The following is a 15,642-nucleotide window of genomic DNA, read 5'->3' as shown; positions in this document are numbered from 1 at the left end:
GATCGGATGATTCTCGATCCCAGTGGACGCGGGCCGACCGGTCGTCAGTTGACCGTCGCGGGCCTGGCCATGGTGTCCGCGGTCGCGGCCGCGCTGTATCTGCTCGGACTGCGCTACAACGGCGAGTTCGAAGACAAAGTCATCGTCGGCGCCGAGCTGACGAGCACCGGCGACGGGCTACCGCAGCGGGCCGACGTGAAATACCGCGGCATGGTCGTCGGCATGGTCGGCGACGTGGCGATGGTCGCCAAGGGCGAACGCCAGCACGCCACCTTCGAGCTGAAACCCGGTATCGCCGAGACGATCCCGGACACGGTGACCGCGCGGGTGATCCCCGACAACATCTTCGGCGTCTCCTCCATCCAGCTGGTCGACAACGGCGCCGCCACCGGCACGTTGCGCAGCGGCCACACCATCCATCAGGACACCAGCGCCGAGACGATCCAGCTGCAGTCCACGCTCAACACCCTGCGCGACGTGCTCGCCAACATCCAGCCCGAGAAGCTCGGCCGGGTACTGGCGACGCTGTCCGCGGCGCTGGACCCGGGCTCCCGGGTCCCCGGCTCGACGGTGGAACGGCTCGACACCTGGCTCACCACGATCCACCAGATCCCCGAGATCGGTGACCTGCTGGGCAATTTCGGCCAGGCCGCGACCGCGCTGAGCCAATCGGCGCCCGAGCTGGTCGGCGTGCTGGCCGACTCGGTGACCTCGGCGCGCACCCTCAACGAGCACCGCACCCAGCTGGTCGAGCTGCTCACCCAGGGCAATTCCGCGGTCGAGGCCGTCAACAGCCTCTTCGCCGCGAATCCCGATTCCGGCAAGGAACTGGTCTCGGGCCTGGACGGCCTGCTCGGCGGTATCGCCAAGGATCCGGGGGCGCTGCAGTCCGCCGCCGCCAATCTCAATGTCTCGCTGGCCAAGTTGCAGCAGACCTTCACCTTCGGCCCGCGCAAGCAGATGGCGTGGCGCATGGACGTGTCGTTCACCCCGTTCCAGCAGTACACCGCCGAGGACTGCCCACGCTACGGCGAGATGACCGGGCCGCGGTGCGGTGGTCCGACCGTGCCCACCGTCGCGCCGCCCCAGGAATACCCCGCCCAGCTGCTACCCCAACGCCTCGAAGCGGCGGGCCCCGCGCCGGTGCTGCCGTCGGCGCCGATCCCGGGACTGCCGACGCTGCCCGGCATCTCGGTGCCGGCGCTGCCCGGCCTGCCGATGATTCCCGGCCTGCCCGCCATCCCGGGAATCACCGCGCCCGCCGCGGCGACCGATCAGCCCCCGGCCGCGCAGCCGCGCAGCCTCACCGGCGTGGCCGCGGTGTCGGCGCTGGTCGGCGGGCGGCCGAACTTCACCCAGCTGCTGCTGCTCGGCTCGATCATCGGCACCGTTCCCCTCGTCCCCGACACCGAAGGTGGCCTGCGCCAGTGAAATACACCAAGCCACTGGTCGGCTTCAGCTTCTTCGTGGTGCTGACCACCGTGCTCACCTACACCATCTGGTCCACCCTGCAACGCAGCGTCGCGGGCGAGACCAGCTCGTACTCCGCGGTGTTCACCGACGTCCTCGGGCTCCGGGTGGGTGACGACGTCCGCATGGCCGGCGTCCGGGTCGGCCGGGTCGACAAGATCGACTTCACCCCCGAGTACACGGCCGAGGTCGACTTCCGCATCGAAGCCCGCCAGCACCTGACCGACACGACGAAAGCCCTGGTCCGGTACCAGAACCTGATCGGGCAGCGCTATCTGGCCCTGGCCCCGGGCGAGGGCGCGGGCACGGTCGTCCCCGTGGGTGCCCAGATTCCGCTGGACCGCACCGAGCCCTCGTTCGACGTCTCGACGCTGCTGTCCGGATTCGAACCGCTGTTCAGCGTCCTGCAACCCGACCAGATCAACTCGCTGTCGGAGACGCTCATCCAGGCGTTGCAGGGCAACGAGGTGTCGCTGGCGGCGCTGATCACCCAGGCCGCGCAACTGGCGAGCACCTTCGGTGAGCGCGACCAGATCCTCGGCGACGTCCTGAGCAACCTCAGCTCGGTCCTGGCCGGTCTGGCCAAGCGCAGTGGCGAACTGGAAACCCTGATCACCCAGACCCGCAGCCTGATGGACGGGTTGTACGCCGAAGGACAGTCGTTGAAGAGCTCCGTGGAACGCGTCGCGGGCGCGACGAACTCCCTGGTCTCGCTGATCGGCGAGGTCAAGCCCGGCCTGGGCGCCGCGCAGCGCGACGCCACCACCGGTGTGATGATGCTGCTCTACAACGGCGCGGCGCTGGACCGCGGCGCGGTCGAGCTGCCCGACTTCCTCAACGGCGTGGCCCGCTTCACCAGCTACGGCACCTACGGCAACGCCTACATCTGCCGGCTCGACGTCTCGCTATGGGGTGTGGTGCTGCCCGAAGGCCTGTTCTCCCAGGTCGGCGGCAACTCGCAGTCGGGGGTGTGCCGATGATACGGGCACGAGTTCCGGAGTTCTGGCGGCGCAACCGCTACCTGCGTCTCGGCCTGTCCGCGGCGCTGGCGGTGGTGCTGTTGCTCGGTGGGTCCAGCCTGCTCGCCCAGGTCCGCCTGGGCGACAAGACGATCGACGCCGAATTCGCGCAGGCTGCCGGCGTGCGGCCGGGCGCGACGGTCGACATCGCCGGCATCGAGGTCGGCGCCGTCCAGGCCGTGCGACTGGTGAACGACCGGGTGGAAGTCGCGCTGCGAATCCGCGGCGACATCCGCCTCGGCCCCGACGCGCGCGCCGCGATCAAGATGTCGACGATCCTCGGCCGCCTGCACATCGAGCTGACCCCGGGCAACGGAAAAGGGCTGCCCGGCAACCGCATCGCGCTCGACCACACCTCGGTGCCGTACAACCTGAGCAAGGTCGTGCAGGATCCGAAGTACACCTCCTCGTTCGAGCGCATCGAACGGATCGACCCGACCAAGCTGCGCACGGCACTGGATGTGCTCAACACCCAGCTCGGCGACTCCCCCGCACTGGCGGTGCAGGCCCTCGACAGCATCGGCGCGCTGGCGCAGGTCATCAACAGCAGGCGCGACGAGGTCGACACACTGTTGAAGAGCATGGACCAGGTCTCCCAGCTGGTCTCGGACAATCGCAACAGCGTGCTCCTGCTGCTGACCAGGGGTGAGGCCATCGGCGCCGCCGTCCAGCAGCGCCAGACCCTGCTCACCCAACTGCTCGACAATGTCGCGGCCATGTCGAAACTGCTGCAGGACATGGGCATCGAGAACAACGGCGAGCTGGGTCCGTTGATCCAGAACCTCAACACCATGGCCGACGGGTTGACCAAGAACAAGGAGAACCTGGACCGGCTCTACGAGATCGCCCCGGTCGCGCTGCGCCAGTTCAACAACGTCGTCGGCAACGGGCCCTACGGCGAGATCTGGGCGCCGTGGATCTTCCCGGACAACTGGCTGTGCTTCGCGCAAGCCGTACAGGGGTGCAACTGATGAACACACGACACACGAGCAAGCTGGCGGCGGTGTGCCTGACCGCGCTGCTCGCCTCGAGCTGCGCACTGCTGCCCGACAGCGTGACCGGGCTGGGCGATCGGATGGTCAGCCAGCAGAAGCGGATCAGCGCCGACTTCGAGAACGTGGCCGGGCTGTACCCGGGCAACGAGGTCTCGGTGCTCGGCGTTCCGGTCGGCGTCGTCGATTCGGTGACCCCGCGGGGCGGCTACGTGGAGGTGGTGATGTCGGTCGACCGGGATGTACGGATCCCGGCCGAGGCGATGGCGGCACTGGTCTCCCCGCAGCTGATCACCAACCGGCACGTCGAACTGGCCCCCGCCTACACCGGCTCGGGTCCCGAACTCGCCGACGGCGCGCATCTGCCACTGGCGCGCACCAGGACACCGGTCGAGCTCGACCGCATCCTGGCCAATTTCGATCAGCTCGGCGAAGCGCTCAAAGGTGGGAACGAGACCGGCCCGATGGCGAGCCGGATCCTGTTCCCGCTGCTCGACGGCAACGGCGACCGGCTACGCGAAACCCTCGACGAGCTCTCCGCGGCGTTCGAGGTGACCTTCGCCAACAAGGACCAGATCGCCAACACCATCGTCGAGCTCAGCGAGATCACCCAGATCATCGCCGAGAACGACCAGACCGTCCGGGATTTCAGCGGCCGGATCACCGAGCTGATCGCGCTGTTCGGCCAGCAGTCCCCCGGCTTGCAGGCGGTGCTCACCCAGCTCGACGACTTCATCACCAACACCTCCTCGGTGCTGGGCCAGAACCAGGACCAGCTCGCGGGCGCGCTCACCAAGTTCGTGGCCATCGCCGCCCAGATGCGGGCCAACGCCCGCAATCTCACCGAGGTCGTCGATGTCGCGCCGCTGCTGTTCCAGAACGTCGACAACGCGGTCAGCCGGGAACGCCAGGCACTGCGCCTGCACGGTCTGCTCGACAAGATCGTGCTCGACAGCGAGGCACTGTCGCTGTTCTGCGAGCGCGTCCAGATGCGTCTCGACGGCTGCCGCACCGGAAAGATCGCCGATATGGGCCCGGATTTCGGGCTCACCGCCGCGCTGTTGGGACTGACGAAATGAACCTCCGCTCGGCACTGGCAGCCACCCTGTGCGCCGCCGCCGTCGCCTCGACGAGCACCGCGTGCTCGATGACCGTGGCCGACCTGCCCATGCCCGAACCCGGCATCGGCGGCCCCGGCTACACCCTGCACGCCACCTTCCGCGACGCGCTGAATCTGCCCGATCGCGCCCACGTCAAGATCGGTGGCACCGATATCGGTGTCGTCACCGGCATTTCGACGACCTCGTTCCTGGCCGATGTCCAGATGCAGATCCGCGCCGACATCCAGCTGCCCCAGGGCACCACCGCGGAGCTGCGCCAGGCGACGCCGCTGGGCGACATCTTCGTCGCGATGACACTGCCCAGCGCCGAGGCCGCCGGGCCACCGCTGCGGGAGGGCGCGACCATCGGTGCCGAGTACACCGCCTCGGCGGCCTCGGTGGAACAGCTGATGATCTCGATCTCCATGCTGCTCAACGGTGGTGGGCTCAACCAGGCGGCGCGGGTCACCGCCGAGCTGGACTCGATCTTCGCGGGCAAGGCGCCGCAGCTGCGGCATCTGGTCGGCGAGATGACCTCGGTCATCTCCGCGCTCAACCAGCGCACCGGCGACCTCGACGCCACGCTCGGTGGCTTGTCGGTGCTGACCGGTGAATTGGCGAGGCGCAAGACCGAACTCGGTGCCGCCGCGGACAGTTTCCCGCAGCTGATCGGCCTGTTCGCCGAGAACAATCAGGCCATCGTCGATCTGATCAACCGGGTCGCGATCACCATGGACGCGCTCGGCGATTTCAGCGCGACCAACGGGCCGCAGTTCGTCAGTCTCTTCCAGAGCATCCAGAACCTCATGAACGGTTTCTCCCAGATGGGCGACGACCTCACCGGCACGCTGAACGGCTTCCACGCGCTGTACCCGTCGCTGACCGACAGCCTGCGCGGCCCGAGCCTGTCCGTGGCCGCCACCCTGTCCTACCTCGATGTCGGCGCGCTCACCGACCCCACCGGCAGCCGCTGGCCCGAGGCCGGCGACGTGCCCGCGTTCCTGGGCAGCCTCGCCGAGGTCATCGCCAAGGTGATCGGCCGGGTCACCAGTACACCGCAGGCTCCGCAGCCGCAGCAGGAGGGACCCCGATGAATCCACCGTTGTGGCAATGGCTGGTCCGCCGTCGCGTCGCGGTCGCCAACCTCGGGCTGGTCGTGGTGCTGATCATGGGCAGCCTGTACCTGGGCGGCGCGGTCCTGCGGTTCGATCCGACCCGCACCCGGTTCGACGTCACCGTGGAATTGGCGACCTCGGGCGGTCTGACCACCGGCAGCGACGTGACCTTCCGTGGCGTGCGTATCGGGCGCGTCGGTGACGTCCGCGTCGCGGGCGACGGGATCGCCGCGGTCGCCGAGATCGACGGCAACACCCGGATTCCGGTGGGCGGCACCGTCGCCGTGGCCCGGTTGTCGGCGGCTGGTGAGCAGTACCTGGACTTCCGTCCCGCCGGCGAGTCCGGGCCGTTCCTGGCCGACGGCGCGGTCGTGCGCCGGGCCGACACCGCGGTGCCGGTCCAGATGCAGTCGGTGCTGGGCAATATGAGCGGGCTCGTCGCCGGGATGAATCCCGAACGGCTCACCGTCATCGTCGACGAGCTCGACAAGGCCCTGGCAGGCGGCCCGGACGGGTTGCGCAACATGATCTCCGGGCTCAGCCGCGCCATGGCGGGCCTCACCGATCTGCTCCCGCAGACCGAACAGCTCATCCGCAATCTCGAGGTCATCGCCGCGACCACCTCGCACGCGCAGCCCGATCTCGGCACGCTCACCGCCTCCGGTAGCGCGCTGTTTCGCCAGTTCACCGCCGCCGACGCCGAATTGCGGCACCTGCTCGAGCAGGGACCGGGCCAGCTCGCCACCTTGGGCGGCTTCGTCTCCCGCACGCAGAACCCGATCACCGATCTGGTGACGAACCTGGTCGCCATCACTCGGGCGGCCAAGCTGCGCCAGCCCGCCATCGAGGCGCTGTTCCCGTCGCTGAGCCGCTTCGCCGAGGCGGTCGGCGTTCCCGCCCACGACAACATGTACTTCACGATGGTCGATCCCTGGCCGCGCCCGACCTGCGACTACGACACCGTGCCCGTGGTGGCCACCACGCCGACCACCGACACCAGGGTGCGTCTCTACAACTACTGCGTCACCGACAATCCGGCGCTGCAGATCCGCGGCTCGGCCAACGCGCCGCGCCCCGCCGGTCCCGACAACGGCTCCGGTCCCCCGCCCGGCGCCACCGGTAACGAGCTGTCCCAGCCCTCGGTTCCGGCACCTCGATAAGGAGTCACCGCGATGAGCAACGAACCCACCCCCACCGACGAATCCCCCGTCGAGGACGCCACGACGACCGGCACCAGCACGGCCGCCACGGATACCGGCTCCGAAAAGCCCCCTGCCGAAGCGTCATCCACTCCGATGGCGGCCGGGTGGTCCTCGCGCTGGCGCGCGGTCGACCGCAGGCAGCTCGGCCTGCGCGGTGCCGCGGCCGTGCTGCTGGGTGCCTCGCTGGCGGCCTCGGTGTTCCTGTTCTTCGAGAATCAGAGCAGCAAGGACCTGCTCGCGGCACAGCAGCAGGCCCGCGAAGCCGCCTGCCACTACGGACCGGTGCTGGCCGACTACGACAGCAAGAAACTCGACGCCTACTTCAAGGCGGTCCTCGACGGCTCGACCGGCGACTGGAAGAAGCAGTTCGAGGCCACCAGCGGCGAACTGCGCGAAGTCCTCACCCAGGGCGAGGTCACCTCGAAGGTCACCGACACCCAGTGCGCGATCCGCACCGGCGACGAGAATTCCGCCGAGGCGATCGTGGTGATCGGCCAGACCATCTCCAGTCTGGGCACCGAGCACAAGCCCAAACCGGGCCAGCTGTCCATGGTGCTGCGTCTGCACAACGACAACGGCCGATGGCTGGTCGAGAAGGTGAACTCCCCGCTGACGACAGCGCCCGCCCAGTGACCGAACCCGGCGCGCTATCCCCCCGGCACCGTGGCACGTCCGCGCGTGCCGGCGCCCCGTCCTCGGACGTGCCCGCGCGCGCCGTCCGGCGCAGGCCGAAGAACCGCCGGGCGCAGATCGCCGCGGAATCGGCGGCGGCGTTCGGCGCGCACGGCTACCACGGTGTGAGCATGGACGACATCGCCCGTCGCCTCGACATCAGTTCCACCGCTCTGTACCGGCACTTTCCGAGCAAGTACGCGCTGTTCCGCGCCGAGCTGCTGCGGCTGTCCGGCCTGGCGCTGCGGGCGGTCGAGCTCCCCGAGGAGGCGGCGGGCTGGTCGCCACGGCGGCGCCTCGAACACGTGCTCGCCGCCATCGTCGCCGCGACCGTCGCCAACCGGCCCACCGCTGCCCTGGCCCGCTGGGAACGCCGCTACCTGGAACCCGAGGACCACCGGGAATTCAGCGCTCAGTTCGCGGTGGCCATCGCGAGCCTGCGGGCACGCATCGGCGAGGTCAGGCCGGAACTGGACGGGCACGATCGCGCGGTGCGCGCGGTGTCGATCTTCGCCGTGATCAGCAGCATCGGCGACCACCACGCGACAGTGCCCGCGAAAACCCTCGCCGCTCTGCTCGGTGCGGTGAGCTGGGCGGTGATCGACGCCGACCTCACCGGTTCGCCGACCGGCACGCGCGTGCGCCGGGCCGCGGAACGGCCGCCGCTGTTCAAGCACGAGGTGCTCCTCCACCGGGCGGTCGAGTTGTTCCACGAGCACGGTTATCCGAATGTCAGCGTGGAGGACATCGCCGCTGCCGCCGATCTGTCGTCGGCGTCGGCGGTCTACCGTTACCACCGCAGCAAGAGCGATCTGCTGGTGGCGGCCTTTCGCCGCGCGGCCGATCGGGTGTCGGCGGCGATCCGGCCCGCGACCGCCGCCGCGACGTCGCCGGCCGCGGCGCTGGGCACGCTGATCGCGCTGTACGTCTCGGGGTCGTTCGACGAACGCGCGCTGACTTTCGTCTACTACGCGGAATTCCGGCACGTGGACCAGACCGACCAGGTGACGCTGCGCCATCTCCAGCAATTGATCGTCACCGAGTGGGCGCGCCTGGTGGTGGCGGCGCGACCGGAACTGTCGTTGGGCGAGGCGCGCATACTGGTGCATGCGGCGTTCAGCCTGGTCGTCGATCTGGGACGGACCTTCGGCGACGACGGAATCTGCCCGCAGGACACCGTGATCGCACTGCTGGAGGCGGTCCTGCTCGGCCGGCCGCTGCCGCACTAGCCCGACCGCCTGTCCGGCGCGCGGCGTCCGGAGCTGCACATCGACTCCGAACGCCGCGCTACTCGATCACCCGTTCCCCGCGACAGTGAGTTCGCTGGGCTGTCGCGGACGACGCGTGAGGGAGGCACGACGCGCGAGCACGCTGTGGCGAGGGGTTGATTCCGCCACGCACGTCGTCGCCGAGCATCTCGAACGATACCTCGAGTTGTCAGAATTGTCAGCAACTTACGTTCCGGCATCAGGTTATCTGGACATTTGTTATGTCGACCAATTCCGAGCCGTAGGCCAGAATCATCAGTAACATAAACAAGGGGTATCGACACCCGGCAACGGCGCGCACACGTCGAGGACGGCCGGGCAGACGACTGGACGAGACATGGGATTCAACTGGCAGTCCCCGCGACGCGGATTCCGGAAATCGACCGCCGTGGGCGACATCTCGACCGCCTGGACCGTGCGGCCGACATGGCGCCGGGTGACCGCACCGAAGGGACGCACCGTCGCGGTCTTCGGCGCCGGGCTCGCCGGACTGACCGCCGCGCACGAACTCGCCGAACGCGGCTTCGCGGTCACCGTCTACGAACGGCTCGGCACGGCGGGCGGGCAGTGCCGCAGCATCTACAGCGACCAGGCACTGCCGGGCGAACACGGCTTCCGCAGCTTCGTCGACCGCCACCGCGGCCTGGCCGACACCCTGCGCCGTATCCCGTTCCGCGGCAACCGCAACGGCGTCCACGACAATCTGGTCCGGCTCGAGGCGGCGATGATCGCGGGCGTGGGGCGCGGCAATCCAGCCGTCCCGCTGCCGGTTCCGGTGCCGTCCGGTCAGATCCCGATGACGCCACGGCACTTCGCGGATTCCTTCGCCTCGGTGTTCGGGACGCTGTTCCGGCTGCCCTCGCACGAGGCGCTCTTCGCCGCCGAGCGGCTGGCGGTCTACGTCTCGAGCTGCGAGGAACGCCGACTCGGCCAGTGGGAGCGGATGAGCTGGACCGATTTCGCCGGCCTGGACAACGCGTCGGCCGAGTACCGCCGCTTCCTCGGTGACGGTTTCCTCCGCGCGCCTGCGTCGACGATCTCCCGCGACTGCAGCGCGCATGCGATGGGGCTGGTCGGCGAGGAGTACCTGTGGTCGCTGTCGAACCTCGCCGACGGCGGTGCGATCCGGGTGCTCGACGGGCCGACCTCGGAGACGTTCATCGATCCGTGGGTCACCCATCTGCGCTCCCTCGGTGTCACCTTCGCTTTCGGCGCCCGATTGTCGGGCTTCGAGACCGACGGCGCGCACCTGCGCGGCGCCACGGTGATCGACCACACCGGTGCCGGGCACCGCGTCGAGGCGGACTACTACCTCTGCGCGATTCCGCCGGACAAGGCGGCGGCGGTGTTCTCCGACGAGCTTCTCGCGATCGATCCCCGGCTCGCGAACGTGTCGCGGCTGCGGTCGGCGGCGATGGTCGGCATCCAGTTCTTCCTGCGCAGGCGGACCGATCTGGCGCGGGGACCCGTCACCTACCTCGACTCACCGTGGGGACTGACCTCGATCAGCCAGGCGCAGTTCTGGCGGACACCGGTCGGCCGCTACGGCGACGGCGGGGCGGCCGACGTGCTGTCGGCGATCATCGCCGACTGGACGGCCCCAGGCATGGTCAACCGCAAGAGCGCCGCCCAGTGCAGCCCCGCCGAGATCGCCGCGGAGACCTGGGCCCAGCTCACCGCCCACCTCGCCGGGATCGGTGGCGAACCGCTCACCGACGACCTGCTGCATTCATGGATGATCGATCCCGCGCTCCGCGATCCCGGTACACCGGACGTGGCCCACGACGGCACCGGGTTCGTCCCGACGCCCGGCTCGTGGGCCGACCGGCCCGACGCGACCACTGCCGTCGACAACCTGTTCCTGGCCGGCGACTGGATCCGGACCCAGCGCAATGTCGCGTGTATGGACGGCGCGAACGAAGGCGGGCGGCGGGCGGCGAACGCGGTGCTGCACGCCGACGGTTCGGCGGCGAGCCGGGTCCTGATCACGCCGCGATTCCGGATGCCGCTGTGGGAACCGCTCGAACTGGCCGACAGCGCGCTTTACCACGCGGGTCGGCCCCATGCCTTCGACCTGATCGACCGCAGATACCCGGTGCGCTGATCACGTCAACCTCCGGCCGGCGACCGGCCGACTCCGCCCATTCCCGATTCCAGGCGGCCCGTCTCGCGGCCGCGAAAGGTGTCCTCCTCATCATGCGCTCCGCTCCTCTCGCCGCGACCACGATCCTCGCGGCCGGGCTGCTCGTCACCGGTTCGGCCCGCGTCGCCGCACCGGTGGTTCCCGAATTCGTCGCCGCGCCGAGCACTGTCGAGTCCTCGCCGAGCGAGTCGACCGTCGTCGGACTGCTGGCGCCCACCCCACCCCCGCCCCGCAAGCTGCGGACCGCGACGCCGCCGCGCGAACCGATCGCTGTCGCGTCGACCGACGTCGCTGAGGGGGTCGGCACCGCCGTCGGGCTCGGCGCCACCGGCGTGCTCGGTATTCCCGAGATCGTCCTCGCCGCCTACCGCAATGCCGAACTGTCCCTGCAATCCTCGACGCCGGGATGTGGCGTCAGCTGGCATCTGCTGGCCGGGATCGGCAAGATCGAGTCCGACCACGCCGACCGGGGAAACACCGATACCGCGGGCACCACGCTGCGCCCGATCCTCGGACCGGCCCTCGACGGCACCCTGCCCGGCAACGAGGTGATCCCCGCCGCCGACGGTGGATTCGTGCGGGCGCTCGGCCCGATGCAGTTCCTGCCGAGCACCTGGAGCCGCTACGCCACCGACGGCAACGGCGACGGAACGGCGGACCCGCACAATGTCTTCGACGCCACGATGGCCGCGGCCCGCTACCTGTGCGCCGACGGCACCGATCTGCGTGATGCCGTGGCGCGGCAGCGGGCGGTGCTGCGCTACAACTATTCGGCGGCCTACGCGGCCGACGTCCTGGGCTGGTCGGAGCGATACCGCACCGGCGGGGCTGCGGTGCGTGTCGAGGTCGTTCTCGACCCGGTCACACCCACGCGGCCACCGGTGGATCCGGCTCCCGAAACACCCTCCCCCACAGCGGAATCCCCACTGGCACTAGAACCGATGACACCGACCCCGGCCCCGCCGCCTGAGCCGGTGATCCTCGTGTCGCTCCCGGTGATCGGCGCGATCGAATGCGGGATCCTGTGCGGCCCGCAGCCCGCCGACACCGACCGTCCACCGGCCGACCCCGACCCGACCCCGGGTCCGCAGCTCACCCTGCCGCTGGGCGTGGTGATCCCGCTGCCGATGCCGCAGGGCTGAGCGGGAAGCCGCGATGAACGCGAGCCCCCGAGCCGAGCGATCGAGGAACTCCTGCTCGGGTATGCTGATTTTTGCTTACCTGAGCAAGGCCGAGCGCACCGCGCGACACCGAAGAGTGCCGATGAGCTACGCACCGCCCAGGCACTCCCTGGCGCCGCGCCCGGTCCCGCCGTGGTTCCGCGACGCCGAACTCGGCATCTTCGTGCACTGGGGTCCGTACTCGGTTCCGGCCTTCGCGGCGCCAGGGACCGCGGACTACACCTCGTTCATGCGTGATCTCACCACCGGCGCGACAACCGCGGACCGGATCCCGTACGCCGAGTGGTATCTCAATTCGATGCGGGTTCCCGGGTCCCCCACCGCGATGCATCACGCCGCCACCTATGGTGCGGACTTCGGCTACACCGACTTCCAGCCCCGGTTCGACGCGGCCGCGCGAGCGGTCGACGTCACCGACTGGGCCGACCTGTTCACCGAAGCGGGTGCCCGATACGTCGTGCTCGTAGCACGCCATCTCGACGGATATCCCCTGTGGCCGACAGCTATCGGCAATCCGCACATGCCGTCGGACTACCGTTGCTCCCGCGACCTCGTCGGCGAACTGTCGGTGGCCGTGCGGCAGCGGGGCCTGCGGATGGGCCTCTACTACTGCGGCGGCATGAACTGGACCTTCCGGACCACGCCGCTGCGGACCATGACCGACCTCATTCGCCATCAGGCCCTGGGCCCCGGCTACGCGCGCTACGCCACCGCGCAGTGGCGCGAGCTCATCGACACCTACGCGCCCTCGATCCTCTGGAACGACATGGGCTGGCCGGCGCAGGTGGATCCGCACGAGATCATGGCGCACTACTACGACACGGTGCCCGACGGTGTGGTGAACGATCGCTGGATGCGCCCGAAGCTGCCGGGAAACCGGTTCGCCCGTGCCGCGTACCTGCGCTTCCTCGAGGTGGCGCTGCGGGCGATGGGCGCGCTCGGTAGGCCGATTCCCGACCCGCCCAAGGACTTTCACTACGACTTCGCGACCCACGAATACGCCGTCCCCGCCGCGGCGCCCTCGGGTGCGTGGGAACTGACCCGGGGCCTCGGCCGGTCCTTCGGGTACAACGCCGCGGAGACCGCCGCCGACACACTCACCGGGGTCCAGGCGATCCACCTGCTCGTGGACGTGGTCGCCGCCGGCGGCAATCTCCTGCTGAATGTCGGCCCCAACGGCGAGGGACGGATTCCCGAGCTCCAGCGCGAGCCGCTGCGCGCCCTCGGCACCTGGCTCGGGCGCAACGCGGAGGCGATCTACGACACGGTCGCCGGGGACCGGACCGCCACCACCACCACGACCGACGGGCACGCGGTGCGCTTCACCCGTCGCGGCGACACGGTGCACGCGATCGTGCTCGCCGACCAGCCCGTCGGCCCGATCACCCTGCGCGAGCTGACGATCCCCGACAGCGCCACGGTCGGCCTGGTGGGCGGGCCACCGGCGTTGACCTGGAAGCGACGCGAGGGCGACCTGCTGGTCGAACTGCCGGCCGGGGCCGCGCCGCAACAGCACGCCTTCACGCTCGCGATCACGGGGTGGTGATGACCGGGTCGGGACGTCGCGACGTGCGCACCGTCACCGAGCAGGCCCGGCGCGCCCAGATCGTGCGCGCGGCCATCGATACCATCGCCGAAACGGATTACGCGCGTTCTTCTTTCGCGGCGATCGCCCGCCGGGCCGGACTCAGCAGCACCGGGATGATCTCCTACCACTTCCGGGACAGACAGGACTTGATCACCGAGGTGATGCGAACCATCCTGGCCGACTTCACCGCCTTCGTGGTGGCCCGCACGGAGCCGGGCACCGCCGCCGACCAGCTCGCCGGGTTCCTCGCCGCGAACAGCGCGTTCCTGCGCGAGCACCGTCACCATCTGGTCGCGATGCTGCGCATCCAGTCCGCCTCCACCGACAGCGCGATCCTGGGCGAGCTCGCGGCCGCGGATCGGGCGAAGCTGGCCGACCTGCTGGCCCGTGGTCAGCGCGACGGCGAATTCCGGGCCTTCGACACCGACATGATGGCCGGGTTCGTGCTGTCCCTGCGCAACGGCGTGATCGCCCGCGTCGCCGCCGAACCCGACTTCGACCTCGCGAGTTGCACCAGCGAACTGCTCGCCGCGGTCCGGGCTGCCACCACGGCGGTTGTCAGTCCTCGGCCGGCGGCGCCACCAGATCGGCGATCGGCGTCAGCGGATTGAGCATCACACCGACCTGGCGCAGACTGCTGTCCACGATCGCCCAGATGGCCCCCTGCAGGTAGGACGACAGTTCGGCGGCGTCCATCGGTTGCATGGAGCGGCTCAGCCAGCGGTTCACACTGCCGTCGACGAAGCCGACCAGGCCGAAGGCCATCGGCTCGGCGATCGTCACCGGCGCGGACTGGGCCCGCAGCGCGTTCTCGAACACCTCACGGACGGTGCCCGCGATCGCGATCTTGGTGCCGGAGACGATCGGCGAATTCGGCCGCTTCTCCGCCGCCGACCCGGCGCCGAGGAAGTAGTGCAGCCGGGGGTTGGCGGCGATCCAGCCCACGTAGGTGTCGACCGAGCGCGCGATGGCCTCGGCCACGGTGCCTTCGGGATTGAGAGTCGGGGCGAGCACCGCCATCAGGTCGTCGACGATGCGGGCCCGCAACTGTTCGTCGAGGTCCTGGCGGTCCTTGAACAGCCGGTACAGCACCGACCTCGGCACCTCCGCGAGATCGGCGATCTCCTGCACGCCCACCGAGGCGCCCTGCCTCTGCACGGCCGTCAGCGCCGCCGTGAGAATCCGGTCCCGACGCTCGGCGCGGTGCCGGTCCCACCGACTGGCCCGGCCATCAGCGCGCTGTGCGGTCACATTCCTCCCATCGGGCACCGGATCGGGGCGATCCGGCCCGGACAGTATCCCAGCCGGGTCCGGTACCCGGCCGAGGCGGACTCGGGACAGATCCGTGGCCATCGGCGATCCTGGTGTGGTCGGGGACGAACGCCGACGGAGAGGACCCGATCGATATGACGACCGCGTCGGCCGTGATCGCCGCAGCGACGTTCTGCTGGCTGGGCATGGTGCTGGCCATCTCGTTCCTGGAGGCACCACTGAAATTCCGGGCGCCGGGGGTGACCGTGCCGATCGGGCTCGGCATCGGACGGCTGGTCTTCCGCGCGCTCAATATCGCCGAACTCGTCCTCGCCATCACGATTCTCGTCGCGATCCTCCTCGACTCCCCCGGCACGACGGCCACCCGGACGCTCACGGTGGCGATGGTCGTGTTCGCCGTCCAGGTCGCGATCGTGCGCCCGCGCCTGACCCGCCGCAGCGACGCCGTGCTCGCCGGCCTCGACGCACCGCGATCGCACAGCCATCACGCCTATATCGCGCTCGAGGTCGCGAAGGTCATCGCCCTGCTGATCGGCGGCATCCTGGTCTTCGCCCACAGCGTGCCCTGAACGGCCGCCCGGCAACAGGCAGTCGAGTTGACATCGTGCGTAATACTGTAA

14 protein-coding genes are annotated in these 15,642 nt (G+C 69.6%); 13 read left to right on the top strand and 1 reads right to left on the bottom strand.

Going from position 1 to position 15,642, the window contains the following annotated elements; translation table 11 throughout:
* The first annotated feature begins 6 nt into the window (after window positions 1-6).
* From Q7X29_RS16215 to Q7X29_RS16160, 12 genes are all read left to right on the top strand, one after another.
* Window positions 7-1,431 (top strand): MlaD family protein, encoded by a 1,425-nt coding sequence (locus tag Q7X29_RS16215; protein ID WP_316574591.1) that lies wholly within the window; start codon window positions 7-9, stop codon window positions 1,429-1,431.
* Window positions 1,428-2,450 carry an MlaD family protein gene (locus Q7X29_RS16210; protein WP_316574590.1) on the top strand — a complete coding sequence of 341 codons (1,023 nt, stop codon included), beginning with the start codon at window positions 1,428-1,430 and terminating at the stop codon, window positions 2,448-2,450. Before Q7X29_RS16215 ends, Q7X29_RS16210 begins: the two co-directional genes overlap by 4 nt.
* Window positions 2,447-3,460, top strand: a complete 1,014-nt coding sequence (locus Q7X29_RS16205; RefSeq protein WP_316574589.1) for an MCE family protein — start codon at window positions 2,447-2,449, stop codon at window positions 3,458-3,460. The genes Q7X29_RS16210 and Q7X29_RS16205 overlap by 4 nt, the downstream gene beginning before the upstream one ends.
* Window positions 3,460-4,560: an MCE family protein gene (locus Q7X29_RS16200; RefSeq protein ID WP_316574588.1), complete on the top strand. Its 1,101-nt coding sequence runs from the start codon at window positions 3,460-3,462 to the stop codon at window positions 4,558-4,560. The genes Q7X29_RS16205 and Q7X29_RS16200 overlap by 1 nt, the downstream gene beginning before the upstream one ends.
* Window positions 4,557-5,675 carry an MCE family protein gene (locus tag Q7X29_RS16195; RefSeq protein WP_218717837.1) on the top strand — a complete coding sequence of 373 codons (1,119 nt, stop codon included), beginning with the start codon at window positions 4,557-4,559 and terminating at the stop codon, window positions 5,673-5,675. Before Q7X29_RS16200 ends, Q7X29_RS16195 begins: the two co-directional genes overlap by 4 nt.
* Window positions 5,672-6,856, top strand: a complete 1,185-nt coding sequence (locus Q7X29_RS16190; protein WP_316574587.1) for an MCE family protein — start codon at window positions 5,672-5,674, stop codon at window positions 6,854-6,856. The genes Q7X29_RS16195 and Q7X29_RS16190 overlap by 4 nt, the downstream gene beginning before the upstream one ends.
* Before the next feature lie 12 nt (window positions 6,857-6,868).
* Window positions 6,869-7,531, top strand: a complete 663-nt coding sequence (locus Q7X29_RS16185; RefSeq protein WP_255587536.1) for a hypothetical protein — start codon at window positions 6,869-6,871, stop codon at window positions 7,529-7,531.
* Window positions 7,528-8,799: a TetR/AcrR family transcriptional regulator gene (locus Q7X29_RS16180; RefSeq protein WP_316574586.1), complete on the top strand. Its 1,272-nt coding sequence runs from the start codon at window positions 7,528-7,530 to the stop codon at window positions 8,797-8,799. Before Q7X29_RS16185 ends, Q7X29_RS16180 begins: the two co-directional genes overlap by 4 nt.
* A 376-nt stretch (window positions 8,800-9,175) precedes the next feature.
* Window positions 9,176-10,942: a hydroxysqualene dehydroxylase gene (locus Q7X29_RS16175; RefSeq protein ID WP_316574585.1), complete on the top strand. Its 1,767-nt coding sequence runs from the start codon at window positions 9,176-9,178 to the stop codon at window positions 10,940-10,942.
* Between the two features lie 92 nt (window positions 10,943-11,034).
* The gene (locus Q7X29_RS16170; RefSeq protein ID WP_316574584.1) at window positions 11,035-12,123 is read left to right on the top strand and encodes a lytic transglycosylase domain-containing protein; all 1,089 of its coding nucleotides are present in this window, start codon (window positions 11,035-11,037) and stop codon (window positions 12,121-12,123) included.
* A 121-nt stretch (window positions 12,124-12,244) separates the two neighbouring features.
* Window positions 12,245-13,708 carry an alpha-L-fucosidase gene (locus Q7X29_RS16165; protein WP_316574583.1) on the top strand — a complete coding sequence of 488 codons (1,464 nt, stop codon included), beginning with the start codon at window positions 12,245-12,247 and terminating at the stop codon, window positions 13,706-13,708.
* On the top strand, window positions 13,708-14,361 hold the full coding sequence (locus Q7X29_RS16160) for a TetR/AcrR family transcriptional regulator (protein WP_316574582.1): 654 nt from the start codon (window positions 13,708-13,710) through the stop codon (window positions 14,359-14,361). The genes Q7X29_RS16165 and Q7X29_RS16160 overlap by 1 nt, the downstream gene beginning before the upstream one ends.
* Here Q7X29_RS16160 and Q7X29_RS16155 read toward each other — a convergent pair.
* A complete protein-coding gene (locus Q7X29_RS16155; RefSeq protein WP_316574581.1) occupies window positions 14,309-15,001 on the bottom strand; it encodes a TetR/AcrR family transcriptional regulator in 693 nt (230 codons plus the stop codon). The two genes, Q7X29_RS16160 and Q7X29_RS16155, sit on opposite strands and share 53 nt — an antisense overlap.
* A 155-nt stretch (window positions 15,002-15,156) precedes the next feature.
* On the opposite strand from Q7X29_RS16155, the gene Q7X29_RS16150 reads away from it, so the two are divergent.
* On the top strand, window positions 15,157-15,591 hold the full coding sequence (locus tag Q7X29_RS16150; protein WP_316574580.1) for a hypothetical protein: 435 nt from the start codon (window positions 15,157-15,159) through the stop codon (window positions 15,589-15,591).
* The last annotated feature ends 51 nt before the right edge of the window (window positions 15,592-15,642 follow it).

Source organism: Nocardia canadensis, assembly GCF_032656385.1.
In the GTDB taxonomy this organism is placed as follows: Bacteria; Actinomycetota; Actinomycetes; order Mycobacteriales; family Mycobacteriaceae; genus Nocardia; species Nocardia canadensis.
Note: the sequence above shows the minus strand (reverse complement) of the source record. Positions and strands in the feature narration are given on the sequence as shown.

What these genes read in the sequence shown, in the direction of transcription:
- Q7X29_RS16165 (WP_316574583.1), top strand. Translation starts at nt 12,245, where the DNA reads ATGAGCTACGCACCGCCCAGGCACTCCCTGGCGCCGCGCCCGGTCCCG.
- Q7X29_RS16160 (WP_316574582.1), top strand. Translation starts at nt 13,708, where the DNA reads ATGACCGGGTCGGGACGTCGCGACGTGCGCACCGTCACCGAGCAGGCC.
- Q7X29_RS16215 (WP_316574591.1), top strand. Translation starts at nt 7, where the DNA reads ATGATTCTCGATCCCAGTGGACGCGGGCCGACCGGTCGTCAGTTGACC.
- Q7X29_RS16185 (WP_255587536.1), top strand. Translation starts at nt 6,869, where the DNA reads ATGAGCAACGAACCCACCCCCACCGACGAATCCCCCGTCGAGGACGCC.
- Q7X29_RS16190 (WP_316574587.1), top strand. Translation starts at nt 5,672, where the DNA reads ATGAATCCACCGTTGTGGCAATGGCTGGTCCGCCGTCGCGTCGCGGTC.
- Q7X29_RS16195 (WP_218717837.1), top strand. Translation starts at nt 4,557, where the DNA reads ATGAACCTCCGCTCGGCACTGGCAGCCACCCTGTGCGCCGCCGCCGTC.
- Q7X29_RS16175 (WP_316574585.1), top strand. Translation starts at nt 9,176, where the DNA reads ATGGGATTCAACTGGCAGTCCCCGCGACGCGGATTCCGGAAATCGACC.
- Q7X29_RS16170 (WP_316574584.1), top strand. Translation starts at nt 11,035, where the DNA reads ATGCGCTCCGCTCCTCTCGCCGCGACCACGATCCTCGCGGCCGGGCTG.
- Q7X29_RS16200 (WP_316574588.1), top strand. Translation starts at nt 3,460, where the DNA reads ATGAACACACGACACACGAGCAAGCTGGCGGCGGTGTGCCTGACCGCG.
- Q7X29_RS16205 (WP_316574589.1), top strand. Translation starts at nt 2,447, where the DNA reads ATGATACGGGCACGAGTTCCGGAGTTCTGGCGGCGCAACCGCTACCTG.
- Q7X29_RS16150 (WP_316574580.1), top strand. Translation starts at nt 15,157, where the DNA reads ATGACGACCGCGTCGGCCGTGATCGCCGCAGCGACGTTCTGCTGGCTG.